This is a genomic window from Pseudarcicella hirudinis (assembly GCF_900115665.1).
GTDB lineage: Bacteria > Bacteroidota > Bacteroidia > Cytophagales > Spirosomataceae > Pseudarcicella > Pseudarcicella hirudinis.
Genome location: NZ_FOXH01000020.1, coordinates 1 through 24,385 on the forward strand (window position 1 = coordinate 1; position 24,385 = coordinate 24,385).

Consider the following 24,385-nt stretch of genomic DNA (forward strand, 5'->3'; position numbering starts at 1 on the left):
AATAAAAGTAATATTCGGAAAGGTAAAATATTGTGATCTGTTCGTCGGTTATGAATCAAATTTAGATGAATGCAATGGAGATGAACCCACCCCATGTATTCCTAAACTAACCAAAATAACATCTGATTTGGTGGTAAAGGATAAATACAAATGTTCTATCAAACTTTTCGATTATACTTATTCCTGCCGAATGGGCAATGGTACACCCAACAATGGTGAGGGTGGGCGTTTTAGAGGGCGAGCGTTTTTGCATTTGACAGGCAGAGAGAAATATGAAGATTTACAAACCAAATGGAATACAACATTTCCAGATAACAAAAAGGATTTTACCTGCGATTCAGATGCTTGTGAAGCAACACGTGAGCTTTTAGTCACAGATTTAGACTTTGCTATGCAATCTTCTTTGGCTTTTTGGAAAAGTGCGAAGGCAAATAGTTTGGCAAATGAAATGACGGATGGTAGTATAAGGAGGGTATCAAAAGAAGTTAATGGTGGATATATTGGAATAGAGGTAAGAACAGAATTAACCAAAAAAGCATATAGCGTAATTAAATAACATATACGATGAAAAACTTATATTTAGTTTCCTTACTTATACTATTTTGCAACAATGTAGTACTTGCGCAAAAAACTACGGGTTTTGATTTATTTGAAGGGATCTGGAAGTTTTCACCCATTGAAGGAAGTCGCGATACAACATTTGAATCTTATAGTTATTTTAAAAAAAATAAACAATTAGAGATATCATTTTGGAAAGATAGTCAATTACCGAGCACTGATGGCATACCATTTACCTATTATGGTTTTTGGGATACGTCACCCAATAAAACACCACTACCCAAACATATAAAAGACTTAAAACCAACTGGGAAATATGTGTTTTTTTATAACTATTTAGTAGAAAATGATAAAAGTGGTAATCAAATTGGCTATGACAAGTTTGGGAACTTATATAGAGTAATTAGATATTGCCAATGGGCAATCAATGATGAATTACCAGAGGGGCTTCCTCCCACCACACTTACATTACACTTTAATATAAACCCTGATGTGTATAAAAAAGTAGATAAAATACCTGATTATGTATTGATTTCACTCAGGAAAAATAAAGAAGATTGGCAAAGATATTTAGACTTTATGGAGCATAAGGAAAGTAAAGTCACTCAATTGAAAGCCTTTATTTATACGATTCCTAATCAACAAAGTAAAATGTACCTCCTAAAAGGTGATGAAGTAGAGATTTTAGAAACCAAAGACGACTGGCTCAAAATTCGCTATTATGGCAGCAAAACTATCGAAGGCTGGATAAAGAAAACAGATGTTGAATAGATACACAAAAGCAGGTCGGAAGGCTTGCTTTTCTTTTTGGTATATCAATACTCCCCCTCATTTGTGTCCGCATAAATGAGCAAAGTGCAAGCAACATCCAAAATATCTTCCGGGAACAATAAACAGATAAGGGCTTGCCTGGCTTGACTCAGAATGATTCTTGTTATTTGGTTTACAACTACAAATGAATTGTTTTTTGATCTCCCCAAATTGTCAGTTTGCACCCTTTTATTCTTATATTTAATCGGTTAAGGTTTTATGGTTGAAACAATTTCAAACAAGATATAAAAATGGCTGAATTTATGTTTCTTATTCGTAATGAAGGTGATCCTAAGTCCATTTTATCACCGGAATCTCATCAGGCGTTTTTGCAGAAATGTAAAGATTATATTGAGATACTGACGCAAAAAGGCCAGCTTATTGCCGCTCAGCCTTTGATTCGTGAAGGCAGGGTACTCAGCAAAAATGATACAACCTGGATCGAAACCCCGCTAAATGAAAGTAAAGAAGTTCAGGTGGGATACTACCATATCTTAGCGAAAGACCTTGACGAAGCGATTGAGATTGCCAAAAGAAATCCTGAATTTGAGTATGTCAGTTCTGCAAGGATAGAGGTCCGGCCGATCAAAACCAAAGAAATAACGACAGGTTTTGTCTATCCTAAATAATGACAAGTTTTAATTAATTCCATTGGCTTTTAAATGAATAAGCCGATCAATCAGAATCCCGGATATTACTCCGGCGAGGTAGGCAATCAAATCACTCCAAAGAAATCCCTGTCCTAAAATTAATCTGCCAAGCAGGTTTTGCCGAATAGAAACAAGCCAGCCTGCCTGAGAAAGCTGACCAAATTCAATTAACCAGCAAATCAGTAAACTGATAAAAGCAACAAATCTGATGGAAGAATGAAGCCATAAAAACCGGATAATGAAATACATCATCAATGCATACAACAAATCTCCGGTAAATAATGGAATCATAGAAACTCTTCTTGAAAGGAGTCCGCAGAGAATAATAAAACCAATCAGACAGATATAGAGAATCCTTGATTTTTTCATGTTAATTTCCGGAAGTAGAATGCCATAATAAAGCCTTAGCCCACTTCGGTGAACTATTTGCTTTTTGCTTCAAAGATGGTATTGATGTCATGTATGAATGTTTTAACAGATAAGTTTGAGGGATATCCTTCCCATTCTTTCAGGATTTTCCCATTGGAGTCCAGCAGGAGAGTAAGTGGAAATTTGCCTTGCTGGTTGTATTTTTCAGCAAGGGCTTCGTTATGAGAAATTTGCCAAAGGTCCAGTTGGTTCTTTTTCAAACGAGGAAAATCAGCTCTTACTAAAATCAGTTTTTCAGAGGCAAATCGGGTAAAATCCTCAGATTCGAAAATGTCTTTTTTCAATTTTATACAAGGAATGCACCAATCTGAACCCGAAAAATTCAGCAAAACAAATTTATGAGATTGAGCGGCCTCCGTTTTGGCTTTTTCAAAGTCCAGTTTCCATTCAGCCGAAAAAGAGAATAATGCTGAGAATAAGGCAATAAACACGAAAAACTTCATATATACAGAATGTTACTTTATAGAAAATAACAGAATCCAAGAATGTTTTATTTCATTTTTTTAAATCCGTGGTCATTTATTTTACCAATAAGACACGGATTCTGATTCTTAAAGTTCAAATTGAAAATTTGGTTTAAAAATACGATAAGATGCTGAGGTTTTAAAACGAGTCTCTTTATAAAAGCATGAAGAAATATCATAGGTTCTTATCAGGATGTTTTCTGTCCTGAAATACGCGGATGGTATGCAATATCTTTCTCCCATTTGAAGAGTGGAGGAGTATCATTTCCGGAGCATTTAACACATTAATAATTTATCGTATAAATGAGTAGTTTTAGAAATTGAAATGATTTGTAGGTTGTTGATTATCAGTATGCTAATGAGTTTTTCCTTGTTAGGAATATTAATGAATTATCGTTATTTTTAAGAGTTGTTATTAGAAAATAAGGGATAACTGATTTCTGGAACGCTTTTTGTTTAACTGCTCCTGACTTAAACTTGTCGTTTTGCTATTTAATATTTAGCAAAATATCGTTAAATTGCTTTCAAACCACCAACCAAAAAGATTATATGAGTTTTTTTAAAAACCCATCATGGATTAGCCAGCATACTTATTCATATAAGAATGTTGATGATGTTCCTGAGCGTGAGTATTCACAAATCAATCAAAAACTGGCGCAATTTAAGCAGTCAGAAAACCCGGAGGTAAGTGTGGTTATTGCAGCCTGGAATGAAGAAGTGAATTTACTCCCGACAATAGGTTCTCTGGCGGATTCTGTTACTGAGATTCCGTTCGAAATTTTGGTGGTTAATAATAATTCAACAGACCGTACACAGGAGGTTTTAGATAAGTTGAATATCCGCAGTTGTATCCAGACGATTCAGGGCTGCGGACCAGCCAGACAAATGGGATTGGAACAGGCTAAAGGGAAATATATTCTTTCTGCCGATGCGGATTGTATATATCCTCCGCTGTGGATTGAAAAAATGGTAAAAGCACTTCGTCCTGAAGACGTTGCGTGTGTGTATGGGCGTTATTCTTTTATTGCAAATGATGTAACTCCCCGCTGGAAATTATCGATCTATGAAACCCTGAAGGATGTTATGGCTGAAATCAGACAGGTTAAGCGACCTTATCTCAATACGCTTGGCATGACGATGGGATACAGAACCGCAGATGCTTTAAAAGTAGGATATGTAATGACAAATGTAAGAGGAGAGGATGGCCGTCTGACCTTCGATCTGATGCCTATGGGGAAAGTAGTTCAGGTTAAAGACAGAGACGCCAGGGTTTGGACAGGTACAAGAACCCTAGATAAAGATGGCAGTTTCTTTAAAATGGTAAGTATCCGTATTGTAAAAGAAATCAAAAGAATATTTGAATATTTCAAACCACTTGCACCACACGATACTAAAACATCAAAGTCTTAAAAGACCGTTTTGTTGAGATAAATAGTGGATTAAGTTTTTATAAGGACATAATAAATTGTAACTATCGGAAAGATTTTACTTTAATTAACACACCAACAGACACATTTCAGACATTATTGAACAGGAATGCCTGTCTGAAAAATAAAAGAAGTCTCATATACTTCCGATGATTTCTTATCATAATTCTCCTGTTTTGAATACATAAAGCAGGAGAATTACTGTAAAACCGAGAGTATTACTTTAATAATATCATCCATAGCTTTTTTATCTTTACCGGAACGGGATGACACTCTTATACCGGTAACATTATTGTACAAAAATCTGGCAATGGCTTTTGCATCAATCTCAGGAGAAAGTTGTCCGCTTTCCTGCCCTTTGCAGATCGTACGATAAAAAGCATCCACCACATCTGCCATATTACTATTCACAATATCAGCAACTTCTTTGTCGTGAGGAGCCAATTCTATCGCTGTATTTACCATAAAGCAACCCTTTGCCAACTGATCGTTCAGATCTTCTTTTACCAGATTTTCAAGGATTTGCCTGATCGTTTCTCTGGGATCTGCAGACTGATCCGCCATACTGATGAGATCCTTCGTATTTTTTTCTTCGTAAAGTTTTAAGGCTTTGATAAATAAAGTACGTTTATCTCCAAATGTGTCGTACATGCTCGAACGACTGATTCCCAGTCCTTCCACCAGGTCCTGTGCCGAAGTGCCATTGTACCCTTTATGCCAGAAAAGCGTCACGGCTTTGTCCAGCACAGTCTTCTCGTCAAATTCTTTTGCCCTTGCCATCGTAATAAATGATTAATAATAGTAAATAGCTTTGCAGAGTTCTTCTGCAAAGCTATTATTCAGGAACGATTATTCCAAATTTGGATAAAAAAATTAAGAAAGCGTGTTTACTGTAATCCCGCCATCTACTGTCAACTCTGTTCCGGTTACAAAGGAGGAATCATCCGAAGCCAGGAATCTTACTGCTTTGGCAATTTCTTCTGCCTGACCGAATCTGTTCAATAAAACCTTTTTGCCAAGAACTTCTGCAAAACCATCCAGTGCCTCCTGATGTAAACCTAATTTACCATAAATAGGAGTACTGACCGGACCCGGAGAGATAGCATTTATTCTGATTTTGCGGGGAGCAAGTTCCGCTGCAAGCACTCTGTTAAGCGAAAGCAAAGCACCTTTGCTGGCACTATAAACACCTGATGCGGGAGCTCCTAAACTGGCATTAACGGAAGTATTGAGTATGATGGATGCACCTTCATTCAGAAGAGGAATGAATTTTTGGATAGTAAAGAATACACCTTTTACATTAATATTCATGATGCTGTCATAGTGCTCTTCGCTGGCTGAATCCACAGGCATGAAGGCTGCAACACCTGCATTCAGAAAAAGGACATCAATTTTACCGAATTTCCTGGCTACTTCTTCAGCAAGTTTAGTGATATCCTGCAAATTTCCCTGATCTGAGATGATTCCTACAGCCCCTAATTCTTTAGCTGCTTCATCAAGCGTCTGCTTATTACGACCAGTGATTACTACTTCTGCACCTTGTGCTATAAATTCTTTTGCAGCTGCATATCCGATACCGCTGTTTCCACCAGTTACAACGGCTATTTTATTTTGTAAAGTGTTCATTTTGTGTTTGTTTAATTTTATATGGAACGATTGTTCCGTAAAGGTAATAATATTGGAATGGTTGTTCCAAATAAAAATTAAAATATTTTTTACAGCAGATAGAAATAAGATATGAGACTAAGGTTCAGACTGAAAGATTTAAAGAAAGAGGAGAGGAGAATGGCAGGAATTTAATAACTAATCGGCTGGATATGCCTTACTCCGGCAGGAGGAATGTTTTCAGGGCCTTTCATCCTTTGCGGCAATTCTTAAGCAAAATCTTTGCTTTTGGAAAGACTGAGCTCCCATTCTATGATAAAATCTGATGGCTGCTTCGTTGGAAGAAGGGGTTTGCCATTGAATATTAATACAATTTTCCTGTTCGGCAATCCGGCGTAATTTTTTAAATACTTCTTCACCAATTCCCAAACCCCGGAAATTTGCTTCTATATAGAGACAGTCGAGGTACAGAAAATTTTGTGCATCCCAGGTTGAGTAATCGAAAGTATAGGAAAAGTATCCCGCTGCCTGGCGATCAATATCTATGATCCAGCAGAATAGCGGAGGGTTTTCTTTGAAAAGCAGATGTTTTAATGCTTCAGCTTTTCCGGTTTGACTATGTGCTGCCTGCTCATATGCGGCATGTTTTGCGCATAAAGATATCAGATTTTCGAGATCTCTCTCTTCGCATTTCCTGATCAGGTATTTCATTTTAGCTGTATTTCACGTTGCAGAAATTCAACAAACTGATAAAAGAAATCAGCTTGTTTTTTGTGTTTTAATATGGCCAGGAAATGTTTTCTTTTTAAGCCTGTTTTGCCAATTTTGACTGTTTTTAATCCTGTGTTTTTCAAATAAGGTTTTAAGGCCCATTTTGCCATAACAATTATTCCCATATCAGCTTTTACCATTTCTACGGCAGCTTCTGTGAGTGGTAAAACGATGATCTTTTTGGGGCTGATCTTTGCCGGTTGTAATAAAAACTGATGAACAGTAACAGTTTCCAGTGGCAATGAATGTATAATTAAATTCTGGTCGGCAAAATCCTCGGCTGCAATATATTTCTTTTTTTTCCATTCATGACCTTCGGGAATTAAAGCCAGCATTTCGTCCTGAAAAAGTTCGATGTATTCTATTTTATCATTTTTGACCGGATCGCTTGTGATGGCAATATCAATATCATTTTCAAGGAGTTTTTGAAGAGGATAATGGGTTGCTTCCATGACAATTTTAAGTTCGACATTCGGGTAAATGGCATGAAATTGTTTCATTAATGAGGGTAGCCAGTGATAGCCGGAATAACATTCCGTACTGATCCGGATTTCCCCGAATTCTCCGTAAATCAACTGTTTGATCTGATTTTCTGTCTCACTCAGTTTATCTAATATTTCGTTGGAAATATGGTAAAGCTTTTCCCCGGCACGGGTAAGAACCAGTTTTTTATTTACGCGATCGAAAATTTTAGTACCTAATTGATACTCAGCTTCTTTTAGCTGATGGCTGAGTGCTGACTGGGTAAGATTTAGTTTGTCGATCGCTTTGGTAATACTTCCTTCTTCAACAATTGCCTTGATTAATTTTAAATGCCGTATCTCCATTGTGTTTAGATTTTTGCCAAAGTTATCGAATATTACTGAAGCCCGGATATGAAAATATTTCATCATAATCATCAAATCTTTTCGTTTTTATCAGATTTCCCGGAACCTTAGTTTTGTGCCATTAATCATTTAAAAATCATAGATATGAATGCACAGATTAAACACTACGAAGATAAGTTGTCTTATGAAATTGATTCCTGGGATGCTCATCAGGCTATTTTAAAGAATGAAAAAATTATCATACTGGATGTTCGTTCCCCTGAAGCTTTTGCAAATGAACATATTCCGGTTGCACGGAATTTTCACCATAAAACCATTAATGAGGAATCAGTGGCAAAACTTGATAATTCCTATACTTATGTGGTTTACTGTGATGGCATCGGATGTAACGGTTCAACGAAAGGAGCGTATAAATTGGCAAAACTCGGGGTTCAGGTGAAGGAATTAATAGGAGGGCTTGATTGGTGGAAAAAGGATGGTTATGAAACGACTGGTGTATTTGGGAAACAAGGAATTTCCTGTAATTGTGATTAGGAATAACCTTTGGGTGAAAGGGAATCTTAAATTGTATCAGGTCATAGCCTTGTGCCATGACCTGATACTTATCCATGAAAACAGAGGTAAATCAGAATATCAGCTCCCTTTTATTCTGTTTAATTCATCTTCAGAGCCCGACTTACGGTTTCTGTTGGCTTTAATTTCCTTACTGCCAAAACGGTAATTGAAGTTGATTTTTAACTGCTGCCCCTCAAATTTGAAGCGTAAATTCGTTTCAATACCTGCATACTGAGAATGAAAACCTCCTCTGGCAGTATTCAGAATATCACTGTAAGATACCTTTAAAGAAGCATTATCGTTCAGGAATTTCTTCTGAACCCCGATGTCCATCATACCCATCGCAGCATTGTAATCAATTCTTCTGTACGGAGAATTATACCAGCCGGATAGTTCTATGGTCCAGTTATTTTTGATTTTAAAAGTACTCTGACCATTAAAATTGAAAGCGGCCGTTGTATTGTTGATTACCAGACCGTTTTCCAGATCAGCTCTCCAAAGATTATGATAGGCGCTTACGTTGAAATAGATCTCCCACCATTTTGTGATCGGTGTACTGATGCTCATATCGAGACTAAAACCTTCAGAATAGTCTAAGTTACGGGCAATGAAATAGGTTCTGCTGCTATCATATGGAATCCTTAAGCCTACTACCGGAAATTTGGTTCTCCAATATCCCAGGGAAGTCGTCAGTTTGGATTTATATACATGTGTAAGCTTGAAGCTGTTAGCATACTCCGGACGAAGGAAAGGGTTTCCTTTGGAATAAACCAATTCATCAATTCTATACTCAAAAGGGTTCAGGTTCTGATAACTCGGCCGGTTGATACGGCGACTGTAATTAAGGTTAAATGAATGATTCTCTGAAGGCTTGAATGAGAGTGTTCCACTCGGAAACAGGTTGAAATAAGTGGTGTCCACTTTATCCAGGTCGTTATGTTTATAGCTGATCAGATTTCCCAGTGATTTAGTATTTTCTCCTCTGAGTCCTACCTGCAAATCCCATTTTTTGTTCAGGGTTACATTGTAATTGAGATAAGCAGCGTAAACTCTCTCCGTATACGTAAATCTGTTGCTGCGGTCAATATCCCTGATCTCAGTATCATTCAGGACATTGAAAAAATCAAAAGTATTGTCTGATTTTACATCTGATAACTTAAATCCATAGCCAAGTTTTCCTTTTTTAAAGGGCTGTTCATAATCGAGTTTAAAGGATCGAATGGTAATATCTGTAGGTGTTTTGCTCACATAGTTCCGGTCAATGGAAGGTATTTCCGGAGAATTGAACACGTATCTGTTTGGCTGGGTATTGACACCATTTGAGGTAAATGTACCATAATCGGCATCAATGTTAAGTTCATGGCCTGTAGTATCTGCATAACGATAGTTCAGGTTGAAATTCAGGTTCTTGTTTTGTTCAGGATTTGAAGTCCGGGAAAATAAGGTTACAGAATCTGGAATGGAACTGTATCTTTTGCCAATCAATGTAACACTTTCACCGCCTCCGTTGTGATCGCTGATTCTTCCGTTTGCGCTAAAGCCAATCGTACTTTTTGAATTGATAAAATAATCTGCCCCGACTTTGATACTTTGTGCTGTATCCCGCCATAAGCCATGCCAGGTTTTATTATACATGATATTGTTCAATATCTGATCGTCGAACGTGGTATTATGCCAGGCTCCCTGACTATAACTGTAATTTCCGAACAGGTTAAACTTCTTATCCCGGTGATTGAGATTCAATGAGGTATTATATTTAGGAGTAATACCAAAATTAGCGCCCAGGGTTATATTTCCATTAGTTCCGATTTTCCGGTTCTTTTTCAGACGGATATTAATAATACCCAGGTCTCCTGCTGCATCATATTTGGCTGAAGGATTTGTAATAATCTCAATGGCTTCTATGTCGGCAGAGTTCATGCTTTTAAGTGTTGAAGCCAGATCTTTTCCGCTCATAGGAGAAGGCCTTCCATCTATATAAATTCTTACGCCTGTTTTACCTTTTACAAGAATATTTTCGTCTTTATCGACCTGTACTCCCGGGGATTTTTGTAGTAATTCAAGGGCATTTGATCCGGTAGCATTAATACTGCTTTCCACGTTGAAAATAATTTTATCCTGCTTCACTTCTATCAGAGGTTTAGAAGCAACTACTTTTACCTCTGCTAATTGCTGGTCTGTGGATTGTAAGGTAAAAGCTTCAAATTCAATGTCATTGTCGATAATTTCTACGACCGGGGATTTAAATGTTTTATAACCTACGGCAGTTATACGAAGATAATATTTGCCTTTGGGAATACCTGCCAGTTTAAATCCGCCGTTTTCGGCAGCAATGTCTGCTTTTAATAAAGTAGAGTCTATGGTCCGGAGTACAGCGATAGTAGCAAAGGGAACACCTTCATTCATCTGGTTTTTTATCAGACCTTTAAGGGTAAACGTCTGAGCTGAGACGTAGCCCGTCATGCTCGTGAATAGGATTACGAGTAGTAAATTTTTCATGAAAATCATAGCTTTTTCGATACGGTTTAAAGTCACTCAGGAATGCGCAGATGTTGCATTTCTTTTCAACTTTAATTGCGGAAGAGGTAAATACAGTATAAAACAGAGAGGAAATTACAGGCCGGAGAAGAGAAAGTTTTTCCGGCCCCTGAATTATTGAAGCAGATCATTAAGCCTTATCTGGCTTTTCTCAGATAAATATTACCTTCCATATTCTTCATCAGAATCTCAGCACCGCCACCATTGATTTTACCATATACCCAGTCTTCAATCTGAAGCTTGTACATCCCTTTGTCACCGGATTTATTTATTTTTGACTGGTTTTTGCTGATATCAATATCAAAGTCACTGAATATTTCACCATTGTCAGACTTGAGTTTAACATTCGTTTTTAAACTTTGAGGGAAGGTAATATCAACATTTCCATTCAAGGTTGAGAAAGCCATAGGTGTATTCCCTTCAACAGATTTAAAGGTTGTTATAATATCACCGTTTACTGTATTGGCTACCACTGACCCGGAAATATTATTCAGTTTAATGGCTCCGTTTACGTTGTTTATTTCCAAAGCTCCGCTGAGATTTTCCACGGTAATCTCACCATTGTTAACAGTATGAAGTTTATAATTTCCGCCCTGAGGTACTTTCAGACTCAGGTTAATGGTTCTTTTCCATGAATCCGTATGTATTTCAATGCGATTATTCTTCTCCTCTGCTGTCACATCCATTCCGTTTTCAGGAGTGATGCGTCTCATGCCATTTGGAGCGGCCTTATTCTCACTTTTTCTGGAAGCTGTGCCTAATTGTGCCTCTATCAGGATTTCTTTTCCGGCATAGCTTACTACATTGATAGAGCCATTTACCAGGCTGACATTCAGCGTATAAGATTTCCCGGGATCGCTTAGTGGTACATTGATCTGCTCTTTTGATTCTGACTGCGCAAAACCTCTGCTGTTAAGCAATACAGATATCAGCAGAAAACCTGCTACTTTTGACATTTTCATATCTTTGTAATTTAGTTTTTAATAATCAGTACGTCTATTTTCCTTTCCTGAAGTGTTCAGGACTGTTTTTTAATATATACATTTCCATTTAAGGTTTCAAACTGATACGTTTTTCCACCTGATCCTACCCTGATGGCAGTCGTTTTATTCAATTTATAAAGCGTTCCATCCCCTTTGGTTTCCTTATTTTTAGTAATTCTGGCCGGAAGCATTTCTACATCCGGGAAATCTGTATAGAATTCTCCGTTCATACTTTTGAATTGCAGATCAGCAGATAAATTTGGGGTATAACTCACCTTGATGTCTCCGTTTATTGTATGATAAGAAGATTTTTCAGGTGGGTTGGAAAGGTAATTGATTGTAAGATTACCATTCACTGTATTAGCCTTTGTTGTGCCTTTGGCATTAACCAGTGTAATACCACCATTTACATTGTTAACCTGAAGATCTCCACTTACATCTTTAACGCTAACAGAACCATTATTGACAGTTGAAACAGCCAGATTGGTATTATATGGCACTTTCAGGACAAAGTTAAGCTTGAAGTGATAGTCTATCTTATGTTCTCTGTCTTTACGCCAGTTTCGGTTCGGCCGGGAATCGAATGGTTCTGAAATGTAAGCAACGATACTGTCTCCTTTTTGTTCAAAGGATAGTTGAAACTCTTTCTTGCCAATTTCCAGGACCTCATTTGTTTTTGCAGAAATGGTTTTATCGACTTCAAGTACAACGGTATTGCCGGCATAGCCTTCTACGTTGATAGAGCCTTCAATATTATACACTGCAACAGTTGCAGCATCTTTTGAAACCGTAAACTCTTTACGGATATGTTCATTATATTCCTGAGCGGTTGATGAGGATTGGGCACAGGAAAACATCAGCCCCACCAGAAAGGGGATTACAATTTTTTTCATGGTTGTTATGTTGTTTAGATAAGCTTGTTTAAACTCTGTCTGATTTTGTCTTTGACCATCTCATTGAGGTCGTTTTTTCTCAGCAGTTTCTGAAGGGGTTTGATAGATTTTTTCTCTTGCAGTTTTACCATTACGTCAGCAATAGCAGACTGAACAAGGGGGGATTCCTGACGGGTGATACTTTGTACAAGACCTTCCCGCACCATAGGATTTCCTGAAAGCTTTACCAATGCTTCCAGTGTCATTAAGCGTACATTTACATTTTCATCATTATTCAGGGTTGTCAGCAGCGCTTCAATTACCTGACTGTTCACGTCAGTAATTTCTTCTGAATAACTGATTGCCCGCATACGTTCAGAGGCGGAGGGATTTTCCAGCAGAGACATCATCATCATTTTTTTCATATCCTGTACTTCCATTGAAAGTGCGCTGATTTCTCCGTTTAGTACTGGTTCTTTTGAATGATTGATAAAATACCCGGCGAAAAGCCCTGTTACTAATAAAACTATACTATAAGCCAGCTGTAAAGAGGGCTGTAAAGTCCATAATTGTTTGAATTTTGCCAGAAGGCTTTCGATGAAATTATGTTTTTCTGTTACCGTTTCTTTATAATTTGCCAGCATTTTCCGGAAATCTGCCTGAATATGGTCAGAAGGAGCCGGTTGCGGAATTTCTCCCAATAATGTCCAGATCTTTTGAGATGCTTCAAATTCGTTCTGACAATCCGGACAGCCCTCTATGTGTTTTTCCAGGGCCGTACGTTCTGTTTCGTTGATTGGATTATTCAACAAATAAATAAGTCGTTCTTTATCGTATTCACATTTCATAAGACTTGCTTTATACATTGATCTTTAAATAAATACTTTTTAACTGATTCATAGCCCGATGTACTCTGACTTTGATGGCACCTTCGGTAGTATCCAGTATCTGTGCGATTTCCTGATAACTTAATTCCTGATACCGGCTTAACACCAGTAATTCTTTATTCTCTGCACTTAATCCGGCTAATGCCGTTTCCAAGGCCTGTAGCTCCTGTTCTTTTTCCAATAATTGATCTGCCGTCGATCCACCGGAAATTCTTTCCTCAATTTCTTTCAGATCATACTGAAAGGCTGACCGGTTATTGCTTTTTACATAATCTTTCAAAACGTTCCGTGCCAGATGATACATCCATGTTCTGAAGGCTCCGTCTCCTGAGAAGGAGTTGCGATATTTGAGCATTCTGTAAAAAACATTCTGAACCATATCTTCACTGGCTTCTTTCTGGTTGGTCATGTGAAAAAGGAAACCATACAATGAACGATGGTATCGTTCAAAGAGCAACCCCATTTTGTCGAGGTCACCAGCTTTTACCTTAAGCATGAGTGTGTTGTCAGAAAGATGGTCCAAGTAATCGCCAGGTTTTAGTGTAATTTGAACTGGAAACTCCGGTAAAAGAGAAAGGTTACAGAAATTTCTGATTTTTTTTCGAAAAAGACAATGCAGAGGAATTTAAGAAGGCAACAGAGCTTCACTCCATCCCCACTATGTGCATTATGCTTCTATGTGGTTAAATCTACTCTTTTGCCTGACGCTAAATCTAAGACCGTTGATTATTCAGGTGTTGTTTATATTGATTCGGGGTAAATCCGGTTTCTTTTTTGAAGGCGGAATAAAATACAGATTCTGTTTTGAAACCGGAATCTATTGCGACAGCCAGCATGGTTAACTCATTGTTATCCGGATTTTCAAGGATTTTCTTTGCAGCTTCTATTCTGTACTGATTAATAAACTGATTGAAGTTTTTATCAAATTCCGAATTAATCAGATAAGATAGCTGATGGGTTGAAATCTCCAGTTTCGATGCAAGGCTGCTCAATGTAATATTCATATCCAGAAACTGTTTTTCGATGAGCATAGAGTCCTTTAATTTAGTCAGATATTCAGATCTGGATTCCTCATTGATAGGGCATTTTCCTCTTTTTGAATAGTTTTCATCTTCGGAAATTTCCTTTTCCGGCATTGTCTTTTGGGTCATTTCAGCCATAGAATACATTTCCTGAAGGATTAAAAAGCTTGAAAAAAGCAATATTCCTGTCAGACATAATGGCGCAAAATAGATATGGAAAGTTCTGATTTGCGTCACATATTTCTCTGAAAATAAATAAGACGAATACATCTCTGCCGGAGAAAACAGCGTGAGAGCTAACAGATAAATCAGAAATGAAATAATACAGGTGTGGATAAGAGAGATAGGGGTAGTTGCAGAAAATACAGTTGGCCGGTTCTTGTTTTTAATGGCAACCGTAATCATGTAAATGTACGAGATAGTCTTAAATATAGGAAACGAATGACTTTTTATGGCAAAAACTGCTCTTTCCGGAAGAAGATTACTCAGATTGTCATTTAACTCAAAGAGGGTACGAACAAATAGAAAAAGGAGAGGGGGAATCAGCATCAGATATTTTTTGGAACTGAGCTTTCTTTCATAAATGAGGGAAATAAAGTTAAATACGATGTATGGCATGATCAGAGAAGTAAGGTGTGGGATAATCTGTAATATCCATGAAACCTTAATGATTTGTCTGTCATAGTTAAATGCAATGGAATATAGACGCTGAATGATATTAATCAGAAGGAAGGCACATAAAAAATAGTTGAAATTGTTTTTACCCCGAATGCAGAAAAAGTAAAAATACAGGCCGCATTGGAGAATAATGTACGTGTTTAATAGAAGAATCATGGTTTGTTTCAGGTAATATTTCTAAGCAGGGGACGGTAGTTTTGGGAATTATACAAAATTGGCATTAAATATTGACATAAAATTTGAAAAAACAGGTAGGTGTTGACCTTACTATACAGACAAATAACCTCCCTGCAATTGCAGGGAGGTTATTTGCCAATGTTATCAGCTTTGGTGTGTTAATTATGTGTGAAAGGTATTTAGTTTTGTTTTTTCTCATAAAAAAAGCATCTGGCGGGATGCTTATTCATTAAAACGTTCTGTGGAAAACGTAGTAAAGATATTAGTAAAAGTAAGATTATTGAGATGAGAGAGGTGTTGTTTTATTATTCAGTCTTGATAAAAGAGCTGATTTTTTCTTTTTTTTAAAGGTATTAACAGCTTTTCTTTTTTTTGTTGCGTCTTTTGGGGCTGATATAACTTCTTGTTTTCGTGATTCAATAATTGCTTTTGCCCGAATAATTTTTTGTTGTATTGTTTTATTCACTCTGTCGGATAATTTTTTTGATGGTTAATTTTCTTTCAAAAAGGATAATCACAAATAGGAGTAAATAATCTTTATCCTCTTTCGCTGCCACAGATTATGATAACGAAAGTATTGAGCACATGAAGTTACCGTCATTTAGTAACAAAAAACTTTCTATTTGAGTATTATCCCTTTTAAATATTTTCAGACTATATCTGGCGAAAGTATAATCTTCTTTTTCGGGATAAACTGATAAATGTCATAATTAAAACTGACAAGTATCATTGGTTCAAAACTATCATTTGTTTATTGCAATCTTCTCTGGATTTATATTTTCAAATAAAAAATAAAGTATTGAGGCATATTAATAGAAAAAAGACAGGGACAATGAATTTTAAAGAAAACATTACCCTGGAAATATAGAGACTTAGATAATAACACATTAGACCACTATACAGATTACCTGGAAAGGCAGAAGGCTATTCGTATAGGAAAGTACGGATTTGAAATGCCGTAACGAAAGATTCTCATCAGAAGAGCGTAAATAATAAGCTGTATGGGAAACAGAGTTATGAAAAAGTTGTGAGAATGGACTGATTCATGAATGTTTGATAGCAGCGGGACAATTATGTTAGTCACCTGGGTATATCATTTTGATTATTTTTTATCAGAATCATCTTATCAGTGTGACTCATGAACTATAATTGCGTCTGTATAAGGAATCGAAATGATTTGCAGGGGTATGTGAATTCTCCAAACCTTAAGATCAAGCCTGAGGAGAGATAAAACTGCAAAACGAATTGCTATCTGATACGAAAAACCATTTACTTCACAATAATAAGGTTCAGGCAAAATGCAAAGACAAAATCTAAGTTTCAAAATTCTTTTATTCATAGGTTTGCTTATTATCTCCGCTACATTTATCATTTCGTACTACTCAGAAATTTCAGATTTTACAGATGGAATTTTAAAAGGAACCGGAATAGGGCTTATTCTTTTAGCGCTGTTACCTCAAAGGTTCAGACCCGGCTGTTAGCAGGTTTTTGTTTATTGATTTTACCGATTGTTCCAATTGGCATGGATAGTCAATAGATTTAATGTAAAGACGGTAGTTCCTATTAATGTTAATGAGAATGTTTTGCAAATATTAGTTTCTCCATTGTGTAATTATCCGAAAATTATTGTTCGGAATGTTTTAGTTGACTCATGCTAGTAGCGTAACACCGGTATAAAGTTCTATTGCTCAATAGTATTGACCAGGCTAAAGCTTAGTTATAACCAGTTGTCTCTTTTGTAAAAAATAGAAATGCCGGAAATAGCTAAAACCATTACCAATATAAATGCCATCAATCCTATATTCTCCATTTTCAACTCATAACCTTTTTCAACAACGGCTTCCCAAATGCCGGGTTTATTTTTAAAACCTAACGACCATTGACCGAAGTTCCATGCACTATGAAGGCCCAGTGGCAATGCTAATCCCTTTGTTTTTAATGAAGCTATGCCAAATAAAATCCCGCCCATAGCAGAACCTATTACTGCCATTTTCCATGGTATTCCGGCAGCCACATGTTCAAGAATAAAAATTATAGTTATAATCGTTAACGCTAACGCTGGGCCTATTGTATAATTTAGACTTCTCAGAGCATATGAGCGAAAAACTAATTCTTCCCTGCACCCTATCAGCAAGTATAAGAATAATGGTAAAAGTATGTCCATGACTTTAAGTTCCGCAACCAGAGATAACTGTATATGTCCAAAACTTAATACTGTTAATGCTTGCCCGGCTGCCAGTAATAAACCAATGGTATAACCAACTAAAAAACGGGAAGCAGTTTTCTTACCGGGAATAATTCCTGTATCATTTAAGCTGAGCTTTTCCCAACGGGTAAATATTAAAACTAATAAGAGTGTTAAAATTGCCGATGAAAGTATTGATAACAGGTCTGCTATTTCAGATGACATATTTTTTGTCAATCCCGACATAACAATAAATATTGCTACGCTGCATAAATAAAAGAATATTACACGGGCTAATGTATAATACCATGTTCTGCTCATATTTTGTTTTTCAGATATCATAATTAATAGATTCAAGGACAGGTTCTAACAATTTCCCTGGCGTCCTGTAGTGTTTAGAATTCTTTTTATCATTACCCGCGTTTGTTAGCTATTTGCTATTTCTGTTATTCATCTTAATCTGCCTGTCCGGGCCATTTCCAGGCAAGCCAGACGATCAGACTGGTAAGAATAATTTCGACACAGCCCAAATAGATGTAGAAGAGCATCCATTTGCCTTTAGATGTGAAAACAATCAATGCCATAATAAGCGTAAAAATAATTCCGACAGAGATGTTCGCCCAGCGGTTTATCTGAGGTGTTAAGACTAAGGACAAAACAATCATTAGGATTGGGAATGTCATCATTAATGCAAATGATAGTATAGAGACCGGAGATGTATTTCCTACCCCTGAGTTTCCGTCCATCATATCTTTAATATGACCGGGAACAAACAGAATAAAGTAATCTCCATATACATAACAAAACATTACAGCAATCCATAATGCCGACAATTTAATTTTAATATTTATCCCGAAATCTTCCAGTTTGTTCTTATTCGAAATCATGATGTTTGGTTTTAGAATTGCGATGAGGATTTATGCCGATACTTGTTTTTCTTTTGCTCCCATAATCAGGAGCCACAGGCAGGTACCAATTTCACCCAGGCTGGCTGGTAAAGTAACAAAGTCAGAAATGGCCATTTCATTATAGCCGGGAATAAGTAATTTTCCCGTAAAAGCTATCAGATAACCAAAGCACCCTGCCATTAAGAGAATACCAAGTATTTTAGGTAAAATTCCTGATTTGAATACCAGATAACCAAAAGGAAACAGCCACAAACCCCAGAATATTGAGGCAATCTGATTCCCGTTATTATAAGCCTGAAGATGTAATAGTACCTGAGCCTGTAATTTATCAGCCTCAAATACTTTGAGATATCCGGCTTTGCTTATCAATGTCAGAACCGCAAATTTGTTAAGTAGATTGATAAAAGAGACAGGAACACTTACAACTGCCAATACTACCATTGATTGCGCAAATGTTTTATCAACAGACCTGAGCAGTTTATACAGAACAAGAGGTAAGATCAGAAAAAAGGTATAACAGATTACACTCCCCAGAATACCAAATCTGAAAAGTGTTTCAGAGGTTGTAATATTATGGAAGGTTGCAGAAGCATCATTATGTACGAATAATTTTCCGGGAACATATGCCAGACTAAATATGCCGCTCAAAACGACAACCAGATATAGCAAGCCAGCTATCCTTGCGGTCTTTTTATTTGAATTCATGTTAAATATAAGTTCTAAGGTATTAGTCACTTAAATTTATAACATTAGCTTGTTCTATGTTAGACAAAATTTATAGCTGGCTGTTTTTAAGGATAAATGTTCAGACCTTACTTTATTTCAGGGGTTTAACGGCATTCTGATAGTTTCGGGGTAATTTCTCTTTAGACCAGAGTCATTCATTTCTTGTGGAATGAATATCCTACGGAGAACAAAAGGGAGCGGTTATAAATGCTGATTTCTTTCAGGGGGTCATTAAAAGTATGGCTATTGGCATATTGAAAGAGGTCTGTAAAGCCCTGTGTATATTTTGCCCCAATTGATAAACCTGAAGTAAATTCATATTCAATCCCGACATTGATGCCAAAGTCGAACTTTTGCAGGTATTTTGTTTTATTTTCAAACTGCATACCGTCTCCGAAAACAGAATGGTCGTTAAATTCTTTTCCGTTGATGTCCTTACGTTTTATCTGTGCATCTACGAGCGCACTTATGTATGGGCCGGCATATAATTGTAAGGCTTTGTAATGAAAAACCGGACTTAAGGGAAATAAATCTAAAGACAGCATTTTAAGTTGTGAGGCATAATTGCCGTTAATGCTGTCGGAAAGAGTTACACCTGCACCTTTCTGAATAAGCAACAGCTCATGTTTGAGCCAGAAATATTTTCCGATTTTTGAATTAACAGTAACTCCAATGTGGAATGAAGGCAGCCAGGAGGTATGTTTTTCGGCAAAAATATAGCCAATCTCGCCGCCGTAAAGATCAGAGTAATTAAACCCCGCTTTTAAACCAAAATTCACCTTACCGTTTTTGAATAACTGTTCCCTGAAATTTTCGCAGGTATCTGTTTTAATTTCCGGCTGTTTTTGAGCAAAAACAGCCGGAAATATTATAACTGAGATCAATACTGTAAAAATGTAGTTTTTCATGCTGATTTTACTGTTAAAAATTGATGTCCCAAATTCCGGCAGCTCTTTCCAACTCAACCAATGCTGCGGAGTAATTATAAAGCGTCTGATAGTAATTCTGTTGCACCTCGTTGTAAGTTCTTTGTGCGATCAGTACTTCTAATAAATTGATTTCTCCCCGCTGATAGCTGTAAGTTTTTCCATCCAGAATGGCTTTTGCTTCATCGAGTAAACCTGTATGAAATTGCTGTACCTGTTTTTGGGCTGATGAATAATGATAATAGGCCTGTTTTACCTCATTTTGTATTTGTAGTTCTATCTGCTGGTATTGTACTTCAATCTGTAAGCTGTTGTAATAAGCGGCTTTCAGTTCTCCCGGATGATTATTTGAAAATTTAAGCGGGATGGAAATACCTGCATTTATTTGTGTGAATGAGGGAGTCGGCGCAATAATATTTCTGTCGTATGAGGCATAAGTGATCCCTGTACCCAGCGCCAAATCCATGACTCTGTTGGCTTTGGCCAGTTTTATTAAATTTTGCGAGACATATTTGTTTTGCAAAGCTGCCAGCAGATCAGCCCGGTTGTTTTTAGCGGTTAGGATCAGTTCAGTTAAACTGAAATTTCTGTTAAATCCTGAAAAATCTCCCAGTGGAGCAAACAGACTGTCTGTCTGTCTGGCACCCAATTGTTGAGAGAGGTTGGCCAGGGAGGCTTTCCATTGTGCTTCCATTAGAAAGACATTATTCAACATAGTTCCGGCTTCCAGTTTACTTTGTTTAGCATCAACCTTTGTTATTGCACCCAGTTTAGAGCGAATACTATCAGATTTTGCCAGATCGTTCATGGATTTATATGAATTCAGGGTTACCTCCAGCAGCAATCTGTTTTGCAAAGCTGCCAGATAATCTAATGTGGCATTTGCTCTGAGGTTACGGAAATAATCCTGTAATAGAAACTTATTGAGTTCCGTTTCGCTTTTTGCCAGATCAATTCTTGCTTTTCGTTTTCCACCTAATTCCAGCGTCCAGCTTATTCCTGAATTAAAACCATAGCCCATATTCATTCGGCGCTGACCATTGTCAAACCAGCCAAAATCTAATTGAGGGTCAGGGAAAATTTTTGCTGTTTCAAGCCCCGCTTCTGCAATGTTTACATTGAATTTCTGTGCGATATATGAAAGATTATTTTTACCGACTAATGAAAGGTAATCAGAGAATTTTATCTTTTTTTGCCTGAAAGAGGTATCAACCTGCGAAAATGTTTTTGTGCTTATCAGCCATAGCAGAAAAACAAAAAGAAGCTTTGTGTAACAATATTTCATCATTCTACGAAGGTGTTGTCGTTTTTAGATCGTTTCCGAATTTTTTCTCCATTAAAAAATATAATGCAGGTAATACAAACAAGGTAATGACAGTTGCTACTAAAAGTCCATAAACAATGACTGTGGCCAAAGGTCTTTGAACATCACTACCAATGCCTGTTGTTAATGAAGCGGGTAACAAACCTAATGCGGCAACTGTTGCGGTCATCAATACCGGCCGAAAACGGTGTTTTGAGCCTTCGATCACTGCTTTTAGTAAATCATCTCCCTGTTTCCGCAAATGATTCATGTGCGATATCAGAATTACACCATTTTGTATGGCTACACCAAATAAGGCAATAAAACCAACCGCTGAAGAAACATTGAGCGTCATTCCCCGAACGTTGAGTGCCAGCATTCCGCCAAATAAAGCCAGAGGAACGATACTCATTAATAAACCTGCCTGACGAAATGTTCCGAATGCGGTATAGAGCAGCAAGAACATAATAGCTAATGCGATAGGGACAATTATTGTCAATTTTGCGTAAGCTCTGTTTTGGTTTTCGAATTGTCCTCCCCAGTTGATACTGTATTTTTCATGGTCGTATTTTACCTTACTTTCAATCTGAGTTTGTGCTTCCTTTAAAAATGTTACCAGGTCATTTCCACGCAGATTTAATTTTACTGTTAAATGCCGCTTGTTTAATTCTCTTGTAATAGTACTTTCTCCGGTAGCTGTTTTTACAGCAGCAATCTGCGACAAAGGAATTTTTACCCCTGTTTGAGAAGTGAGCATCAGGTTGGCAATTTTATCTGTAGTGTTTCGGCTCTCTTCGTTATAACGACAAATAACATCATATACTTTATTGCCTGAAAAAACCTGTGAAACAGCTTTTCCGCCAATAGCTACTTCAATGAGTTCACTCAAATCATTTACATTTAAACCATACCTGGCAATGGCATCCCGATCGGCAATGATTTGTAATTGAGGTAAGGGTGGTTCCTGATCAATGGCTAAATCAGCAGAACCTTTAATGGTTTTCAGGGTACTTAAAACTTCTTCTGCAATACGCCTCGTTTCTTTAAAATCATCCCCGTATATTTTTACTACCAGCTCGCTGTGTGCCCCTGCAATTTTATCCATCACCCCGTCTATCATAGGCTGACTGAAACCAACGGTATAACCAGGCATTCCTGCATATTCTTTTGATAAATCGTTTATCAGGTCTGTTTTGGTTCTTCCGTTTTTCCATTCACTATATGGTTTTAAACCTACGGAACACTCAAAATGTGAAGCAGTCCAGGGATCGGTGCCGTCATCATTTCTTCCTGCCTGTACCATCACATATGTTATTTCATCATACTTCATCGTGCGTTGGCGAAGTGTATCACTCATTTCTTTTGATTTTTGCAGGGAAACTCCCGGGGGTAACTGGACTTGCAGCCAGATAGAACCTTCATCCAACGGAGGTAAGAAATCTTTTCCTGTTGTGAAGGAGAAAATCACTGCGCCAATTACAACAATCACCAACGGGGATAATACAATTTTGGGTTTTTGCATTATTTTTCTGATGCGCTTGTTGTAAGAGTCTGTTATTTTTTCCAGCCAGTGATTGTGATACAACTTTCCAGGTTTACGATATATTATATACGCCAGCCCCGGGATTAACAATAATGCTACCATTAACGCACCCAGTAATGCATAACCGACAGTAAATGCCATTGGCGTAAATAACTTTTTTTCTACTCTCTCAAAAGAAAATAAAGGCAGATAAGCCGTGATGATAATAATAGTTGAGAATAAAATCGGTTTTGCTACCTCCAATGCTCTTTGCCCGATTGAATCAGCCTGTAATTCTTCTTCGGGGTTATCTTCCCGTTTTTTCAAAATGGTTTCCATCATTACAATAGCGCCGTCCACGATGATACCAAAGTCGATTGCTCCCAATGAAAGCAGGTTAGCAGGAATATTGGTAAAGTGCATCAGTATAAATGCAATCAGCAATGCCAGTGGAATTGTAATGGCTACAATTAAAGCTCCACGCCAGTTTCCGAGAAAAATAATCAGTATAACAATGACCAGACTCATGCCTTCCAATAAAGTGTGAGAAACCGTATTGAGTGTTGTATGAACCAGGTTTGTTCTGTCCAGATAAGGCCGGATACTGATGCCTTCCGGTAAAATGTTTTTGTTTAAATCATCTACCGCAGCATGAATGTCTGCTAAAACTTTTGACGGGTTTTGCCCTTTTAACAACAATACAATACCTTCATCAGCTTCAGAGTAGCTGACCCCTTTATCAGTATAACCCAGAATGCCTTTTCGTTCTAAATTTCCATATTTTAATTGCCCTATATCCTTTAAAAAAACGGGAATGCCATTGACAGATTTTACCACAATATTTCCCAGAGTCTCTAATGTTTTCACTAATCCGATTCCCCGGACCACATAGCCTAAATCTCCTCTGGTAAGCACGCTTCCACCTGCATTGGCATTGTTATTATTGATGGCAGTTTGTACTTCAGTCAATGAAAGTTTGTATTGTTCCAGCTTTCCCGGGTCAAGTTCTATTTGATATTGTGTGGTAATTCCACCGAAATTGGTAACATCTGCCACCCCGCTGATCTGCTTGATTCTTGGAATAATAGTCCATTTCTGCCAATCGGTAATATCCCTTAAATCTTGGTTTTTACTTTCAACTATATAGCGGTAAATTTCACCGATGGGAGAGGTGAGAGGGTCCAGACCCGGTTCGGCATTATATGGTAAATCAACATCATTGAGACGTTCGGTAATGCGTTGCCTGGCCCAGTAATCTTCCACACCATCTTCAAAAACGAGTGTGATAATTGACAGGCCAAAAGTACTTTTGCTGCGCATTACATGCATTCCGGGTATGCCATTTAATGCCCGCTCTATCGGAATCGTTATTTGCTGTTCTATTTCTTCTGCCGCCAGACCGGGTACCTGTGTGACCACCTGTGAAGTAACATCTGCAATATCCGGATAAGCCTCGATAGACAATTGTTTCCAGGAGTAATATCCGAAAACGGCCAGCAGTAAAAATAGTGCTATAAAGAGCCAGCGTTTGTTTACGGCCGTGAATATTAATTTCTTCATCA

General features: G+C 37.4%; 24 protein-coding genes. 5 read left to right on the forward strand and 19 right to left on the reverse strand.

Going from position 1 to position 24,385, the window contains the following annotated elements; genetic code table 11:
- The 3 genes from BM179_RS25460 to BM179_RS23270 form a co-directional block, all read left to right on the forward strand.
- The coding region (locus BM179_RS25460; RefSeq protein ID WP_218159279.1) for a hypothetical protein at positions 1-556 on the forward strand (556 nt) is incomplete at its 5' end.
- 8 nt (positions 557-564) lie between these two features.
- On the forward strand, positions 565-1,329 hold the full coding sequence (locus BM179_RS23265) for an SH3 domain-containing protein (RefSeq protein WP_092019579.1): 765 nt from the start codon (positions 565-567) through the stop codon (positions 1,327-1,329).
- Positions 1,330-1,619: 290 nt separating this feature from the next.
- Positions 1,620-1,997: a YciI family protein gene (locus BM179_RS23270; protein WP_092019580.1), complete on the forward strand. Its 378-nt coding sequence runs from the start codon at positions 1,620-1,622 to the stop codon at positions 1,995-1,997.
- A gap of 9 nt (positions 1,998-2,006) precedes the next feature.
- Here BM179_RS23270 and BM179_RS23275 read toward each other — a convergent pair whose 3' ends face one another.
- A complete protein-coding gene (locus tag BM179_RS23275) occupies positions 2,007-2,387 on the reverse strand; it encodes a ribosomal maturation YjgA family protein (RefSeq protein ID WP_092019581.1) in 381 nt (126 codons plus the stop codon).
- 53 nt (positions 2,388-2,440) lie between these two features.
- On the reverse strand, positions 2,441-2,890 hold the full coding sequence (locus BM179_RS23280) for a thioredoxin family protein (protein WP_092019582.1): 450 nt from the start codon (positions 2,888-2,890) through the stop codon (positions 2,441-2,443).
- Positions 2,891-3,460: 570 nt separating this feature from the next.
- On the opposite strand from BM179_RS23280, the gene BM179_RS23285 reads away from it, so the two are divergent.
- Positions 3,461-4,321, forward strand: a complete 861-nt coding sequence (locus tag BM179_RS23285) for a glycosyltransferase family 2 protein (RefSeq protein ID WP_092019583.1) — start codon at positions 3,461-3,463, stop codon at positions 4,319-4,321.
- A gap of 215 nt (positions 4,322-4,536) precedes the next feature.
- On the opposite strand, the gene BM179_RS23290 is transcribed toward BM179_RS23285, so the two are convergent.
- The 4 genes from BM179_RS23290 to BM179_RS23305 form a co-directional block, all read right to left on the reverse strand.
- Positions 4,537-5,118, reverse strand: a complete 582-nt coding sequence (locus BM179_RS23290) for a TetR/AcrR family transcriptional regulator (RefSeq protein ID WP_092019584.1) — start codon at positions 5,116-5,118, stop codon at positions 4,537-4,539.
- 93 nt (positions 5,119-5,211) lie between these two features.
- Positions 5,212-5,964: a glucose 1-dehydrogenase gene (locus BM179_RS23295; protein WP_092019585.1), complete on the reverse strand. Its 753-nt coding sequence runs from the start codon at positions 5,962-5,964 to the stop codon at positions 5,212-5,214.
- Positions 5,965-6,183: 219 nt separating this feature from the next.
- Entirely contained in the window at positions 6,184-6,654 is a 471-nt protein-coding gene (locus BM179_RS23300) for a GNAT family N-acetyltransferase (RefSeq protein WP_092019586.1), read from the reverse strand.
- Positions 6,651-7,607: a LysR family transcriptional regulator gene (locus BM179_RS23305; RefSeq protein ID WP_229633021.1), complete on the reverse strand. Its 957-nt coding sequence runs from the start codon at positions 7,605-7,607 to the stop codon at positions 6,651-6,653. Before BM179_RS23305 ends, BM179_RS23300 begins: the two co-directional genes overlap by 4 nt.
- Positions 7,608-7,685: 78 nt before the next feature.
- Here BM179_RS23305 and BM179_RS23310 point away from each other — a divergent pair, with 78 nt between their 5' ends.
- A complete protein-coding gene (locus tag BM179_RS23310; RefSeq protein ID WP_092019587.1) occupies positions 7,686-8,075 on the forward strand; it encodes a rhodanese-like domain-containing protein in 390 nt (129 codons plus the stop codon).
- A 99-nt stretch (positions 8,076-8,174) separates the two neighbouring features.
- Here BM179_RS23310 and BM179_RS23315 read toward each other — a convergent pair whose 3' ends face one another.
- The 13 genes from BM179_RS23315 to BM179_RS23380 all read right to left on the reverse strand — a co-directional run bounded on the left by BM179_RS23315 (position 8,175) and on the right by BM179_RS23380 (position 24,383).
- Entirely contained in the window at positions 8,175-10,595 is a 2,421-nt protein-coding gene (locus tag BM179_RS23315) for a TonB-dependent receptor domain-containing protein (RefSeq protein ID WP_092019650.1), read from the reverse strand.
- Positions 10,596-10,771: 176 nt separating this feature from the next.
- Positions 10,772-11,596, reverse strand: a complete 825-nt coding sequence (locus BM179_RS23320) for a DUF4097 family beta strand repeat-containing protein (protein ID WP_092019588.1) — start codon at positions 11,594-11,596, stop codon at positions 10,772-10,774.
- A 56-nt stretch (positions 11,597-11,652) separates the two neighbouring features.
- On the reverse strand, positions 11,653-12,510 hold the full coding sequence (locus BM179_RS23325; protein WP_092019589.1) for a hypothetical protein: 858 nt from the start codon (positions 12,508-12,510) through the stop codon (positions 11,653-11,655).
- Between the two features lie 14 nt (positions 12,511-12,524).
- Complete coding sequence (locus tag BM179_RS23330) at positions 12,525-13,355, reverse strand: HEAT repeat domain-containing protein (RefSeq protein ID WP_092019590.1); 831 nt, start codon at positions 13,353-13,355, stop codon at positions 12,525-12,527.
- Positions 13,348-13,872 (reverse strand): RNA polymerase sigma factor, encoded by a 525-nt coding sequence (locus BM179_RS23335; RefSeq protein ID WP_092019591.1) that lies wholly within the window; start codon positions 13,870-13,872, stop codon positions 13,348-13,350. Before BM179_RS23335 ends, BM179_RS23330 begins: the two co-directional genes overlap by 8 nt.
- A gap of 217 nt (positions 13,873-14,089) precedes the next feature.
- Positions 14,090-15,232, reverse strand: coding sequence for a helix-turn-helix domain-containing protein (locus BM179_RS23340; protein WP_092019592.1), 1,143 nt, complete (start codon positions 15,230-15,232; stop codon positions 14,090-14,092).
- A gap of 298 nt (positions 15,233-15,530) precedes the next feature.
- Positions 15,531-15,719: a hypothetical protein gene (locus tag BM179_RS23345; protein WP_092019593.1), complete on the reverse strand. Its 189-nt coding sequence runs from the start codon at positions 15,717-15,719 to the stop codon at positions 15,531-15,533.
- Between the two features lie 1,251 nt (positions 15,720-16,970).
- Positions 16,971-17,780 carry a CPBP family intramembrane glutamic endopeptidase gene (locus tag BM179_RS23355; protein ID WP_092019595.1) on the reverse strand — a complete coding sequence of 270 codons (810 nt, stop codon included), beginning with the start codon at positions 17,778-17,780 and terminating at the stop codon, positions 16,971-16,973.
- Positions 17,781-17,893: 113 nt separating this feature from the next.
- Positions 17,894-18,325: a DUF6326 family protein gene (locus BM179_RS23360; protein ID WP_218159280.1), complete on the reverse strand. Its 432-nt coding sequence runs from the start codon at positions 18,323-18,325 to the stop codon at positions 17,894-17,896.
- Between the two features lie 30 nt (positions 18,326-18,355).
- The gene (locus tag BM179_RS23365) at positions 18,356-19,051 is read right to left on the reverse strand and encodes a DUF4386 domain-containing protein (RefSeq protein WP_092019596.1); all 696 of its coding nucleotides are present in this window, start codon (positions 19,049-19,051) and stop codon (positions 18,356-18,358) included.
- A gap of 176 nt (positions 19,052-19,227) precedes the next feature.
- Positions 19,228-19,980 (reverse strand): porin family protein, encoded by a 753-nt coding sequence (locus BM179_RS23370; RefSeq protein WP_092019597.1) that lies wholly within the window; start codon positions 19,978-19,980, stop codon positions 19,228-19,230.
- Between the two features lie 13 nt (positions 19,981-19,993).
- Complete coding sequence (locus tag BM179_RS23375; RefSeq protein WP_092019598.1) at positions 19,994-21,286, reverse strand: TolC family protein; 1,293 nt, start codon at positions 21,284-21,286, stop codon at positions 19,994-19,996.
- Between the two features lies 1 nt (position 21,287).
- The gene (locus BM179_RS23380; protein ID WP_177219498.1) at positions 21,288-24,383 is read right to left on the reverse strand and encodes an efflux RND transporter permease subunit; all 3,096 of its coding nucleotides are present in this window, start codon (positions 24,381-24,383) and stop codon (positions 21,288-21,290) included.
- Positions 24,384-24,385: the final 2 nt, after the last annotated feature.

Bases quoted from the DNA above. Each gene is read 5' to 3' on its own strand.
- BM179_RS23365 (WP_092019596.1), bottom strand. From the start codon at position 19,051: ATGAATTCAAATAAAAAGACCGCAAGGATAGCTGGCTTGCTATATCTG.
- BM179_RS23290 (WP_092019584.1), bottom strand. From the start codon at position 5,118: ATGGCAAGGGCAAAAGAATTTGACGAGAAGACTGTGCTGGACAAAGCC.
- BM179_RS23305 (WP_229633021.1), bottom strand. From the start codon at position 7,607: ATGATGAAATATTTTCATATCCGGGCTTCAGTAATATTCGATAACTTT.
- BM179_RS23300 (WP_092019586.1), bottom strand. From the start codon at position 6,654: ATGAAATACCTGATCAGGAAATGCGAAGAGAGAGATCTCGAAAATCTG.
- BM179_RS23265 (WP_092019579.1), top strand. From the start codon at position 565: ATGAAAAACTTATATTTAGTTTCCTTACTTATACTATTTTGCAACAAT.
- BM179_RS23340 (WP_092019592.1), bottom strand. From the start codon at position 15,232: ATGATTCTTCTATTAAACACGTACATTATTCTCCAATGCGGCCTGTAT.
- BM179_RS23335 (WP_092019591.1), bottom strand. From the start codon at position 13,872: ATGCTTAAGGTAAAAGCTGGTGACCTCGACAAAATGGGGTTGCTCTTT.
- BM179_RS23320 (WP_092019588.1), bottom strand. From the start codon at position 11,596: ATGAAAATGTCAAAAGTAGCAGGTTTTCTGCTGATATCTGTATTGCTT.
- BM179_RS23375 (WP_092019598.1), bottom strand. From the start codon at position 21,286: ATGATGAAATATTGTTACACAAAGCTTCTTTTTGTTTTTCTGCTATGG.
- BM179_RS23315 (WP_092019650.1), bottom strand. From the start codon at position 10,595: ATGAAAAATTTACTACTCGTAATCCTATTCACGAGCATGACGGGCTAC.
- BM179_RS23380 (WP_177219498.1), bottom strand. From the start codon at position 24,383: ATGAAGAAATTAATATTCACGGCCGTAAACAAACGCTGGCTCTTTATA.
- BM179_RS23270 (WP_092019580.1), top strand. From the start codon at position 1,620: ATGGCTGAATTTATGTTTCTTATTCGTAATGAAGGTGATCCTAAGTCC.
- BM179_RS23330 (WP_092019590.1), bottom strand. From the start codon at position 13,355: ATGTATAAAGCAAGTCTTATGAAATGTGAATACGATAAAGAACGACTT.
- BM179_RS23325 (WP_092019589.1), bottom strand. From the start codon at position 12,510: ATGAAAAAAATTGTAATCCCCTTTCTGGTGGGGCTGATGTTTTCCTGT.
- BM179_RS23370 (WP_092019597.1), bottom strand. From the start codon at position 19,980: ATGAAAAACTACATTTTTACAGTATTGATCTCAGTTATAATATTTCCG.
- BM179_RS23280 (WP_092019582.1), bottom strand. From the start codon at position 2,890: ATGAAGTTTTTCGTGTTTATTGCCTTATTCTCAGCATTATTCTCTTTT.
- BM179_RS23275 (WP_092019581.1), bottom strand. From the start codon at position 2,387: ATGAAAAAATCAAGGATTCTCTATATCTGTCTGATTGGTTTTATTATT.
- BM179_RS23295 (WP_092019585.1), bottom strand. From the start codon at position 5,964: ATGAACACTTTACAAAATAAAATAGCCGTTGTAACTGGTGGAAACAGC.
- BM179_RS23310 (WP_092019587.1), top strand. From the start codon at position 7,686: ATGAATGCACAGATTAAACACTACGAAGATAAGTTGTCTTATGAAATT.
- BM179_RS23355 (WP_092019595.1), bottom strand. From the start codon at position 17,780: ATGATATCTGAAAAACAAAATATGAGCAGAACATGGTATTATACATTA.
- BM179_RS23360 (WP_218159280.1), bottom strand. From the start codon at position 18,325: ATGATTTCGAATAAGAACAAACTGGAAGATTTCGGGATAAATATTAAA.
- BM179_RS23285 (WP_092019583.1), top strand. From the start codon at position 3,461: ATGAGTTTTTTTAAAAACCCATCATGGATTAGCCAGCATACTTATTCA.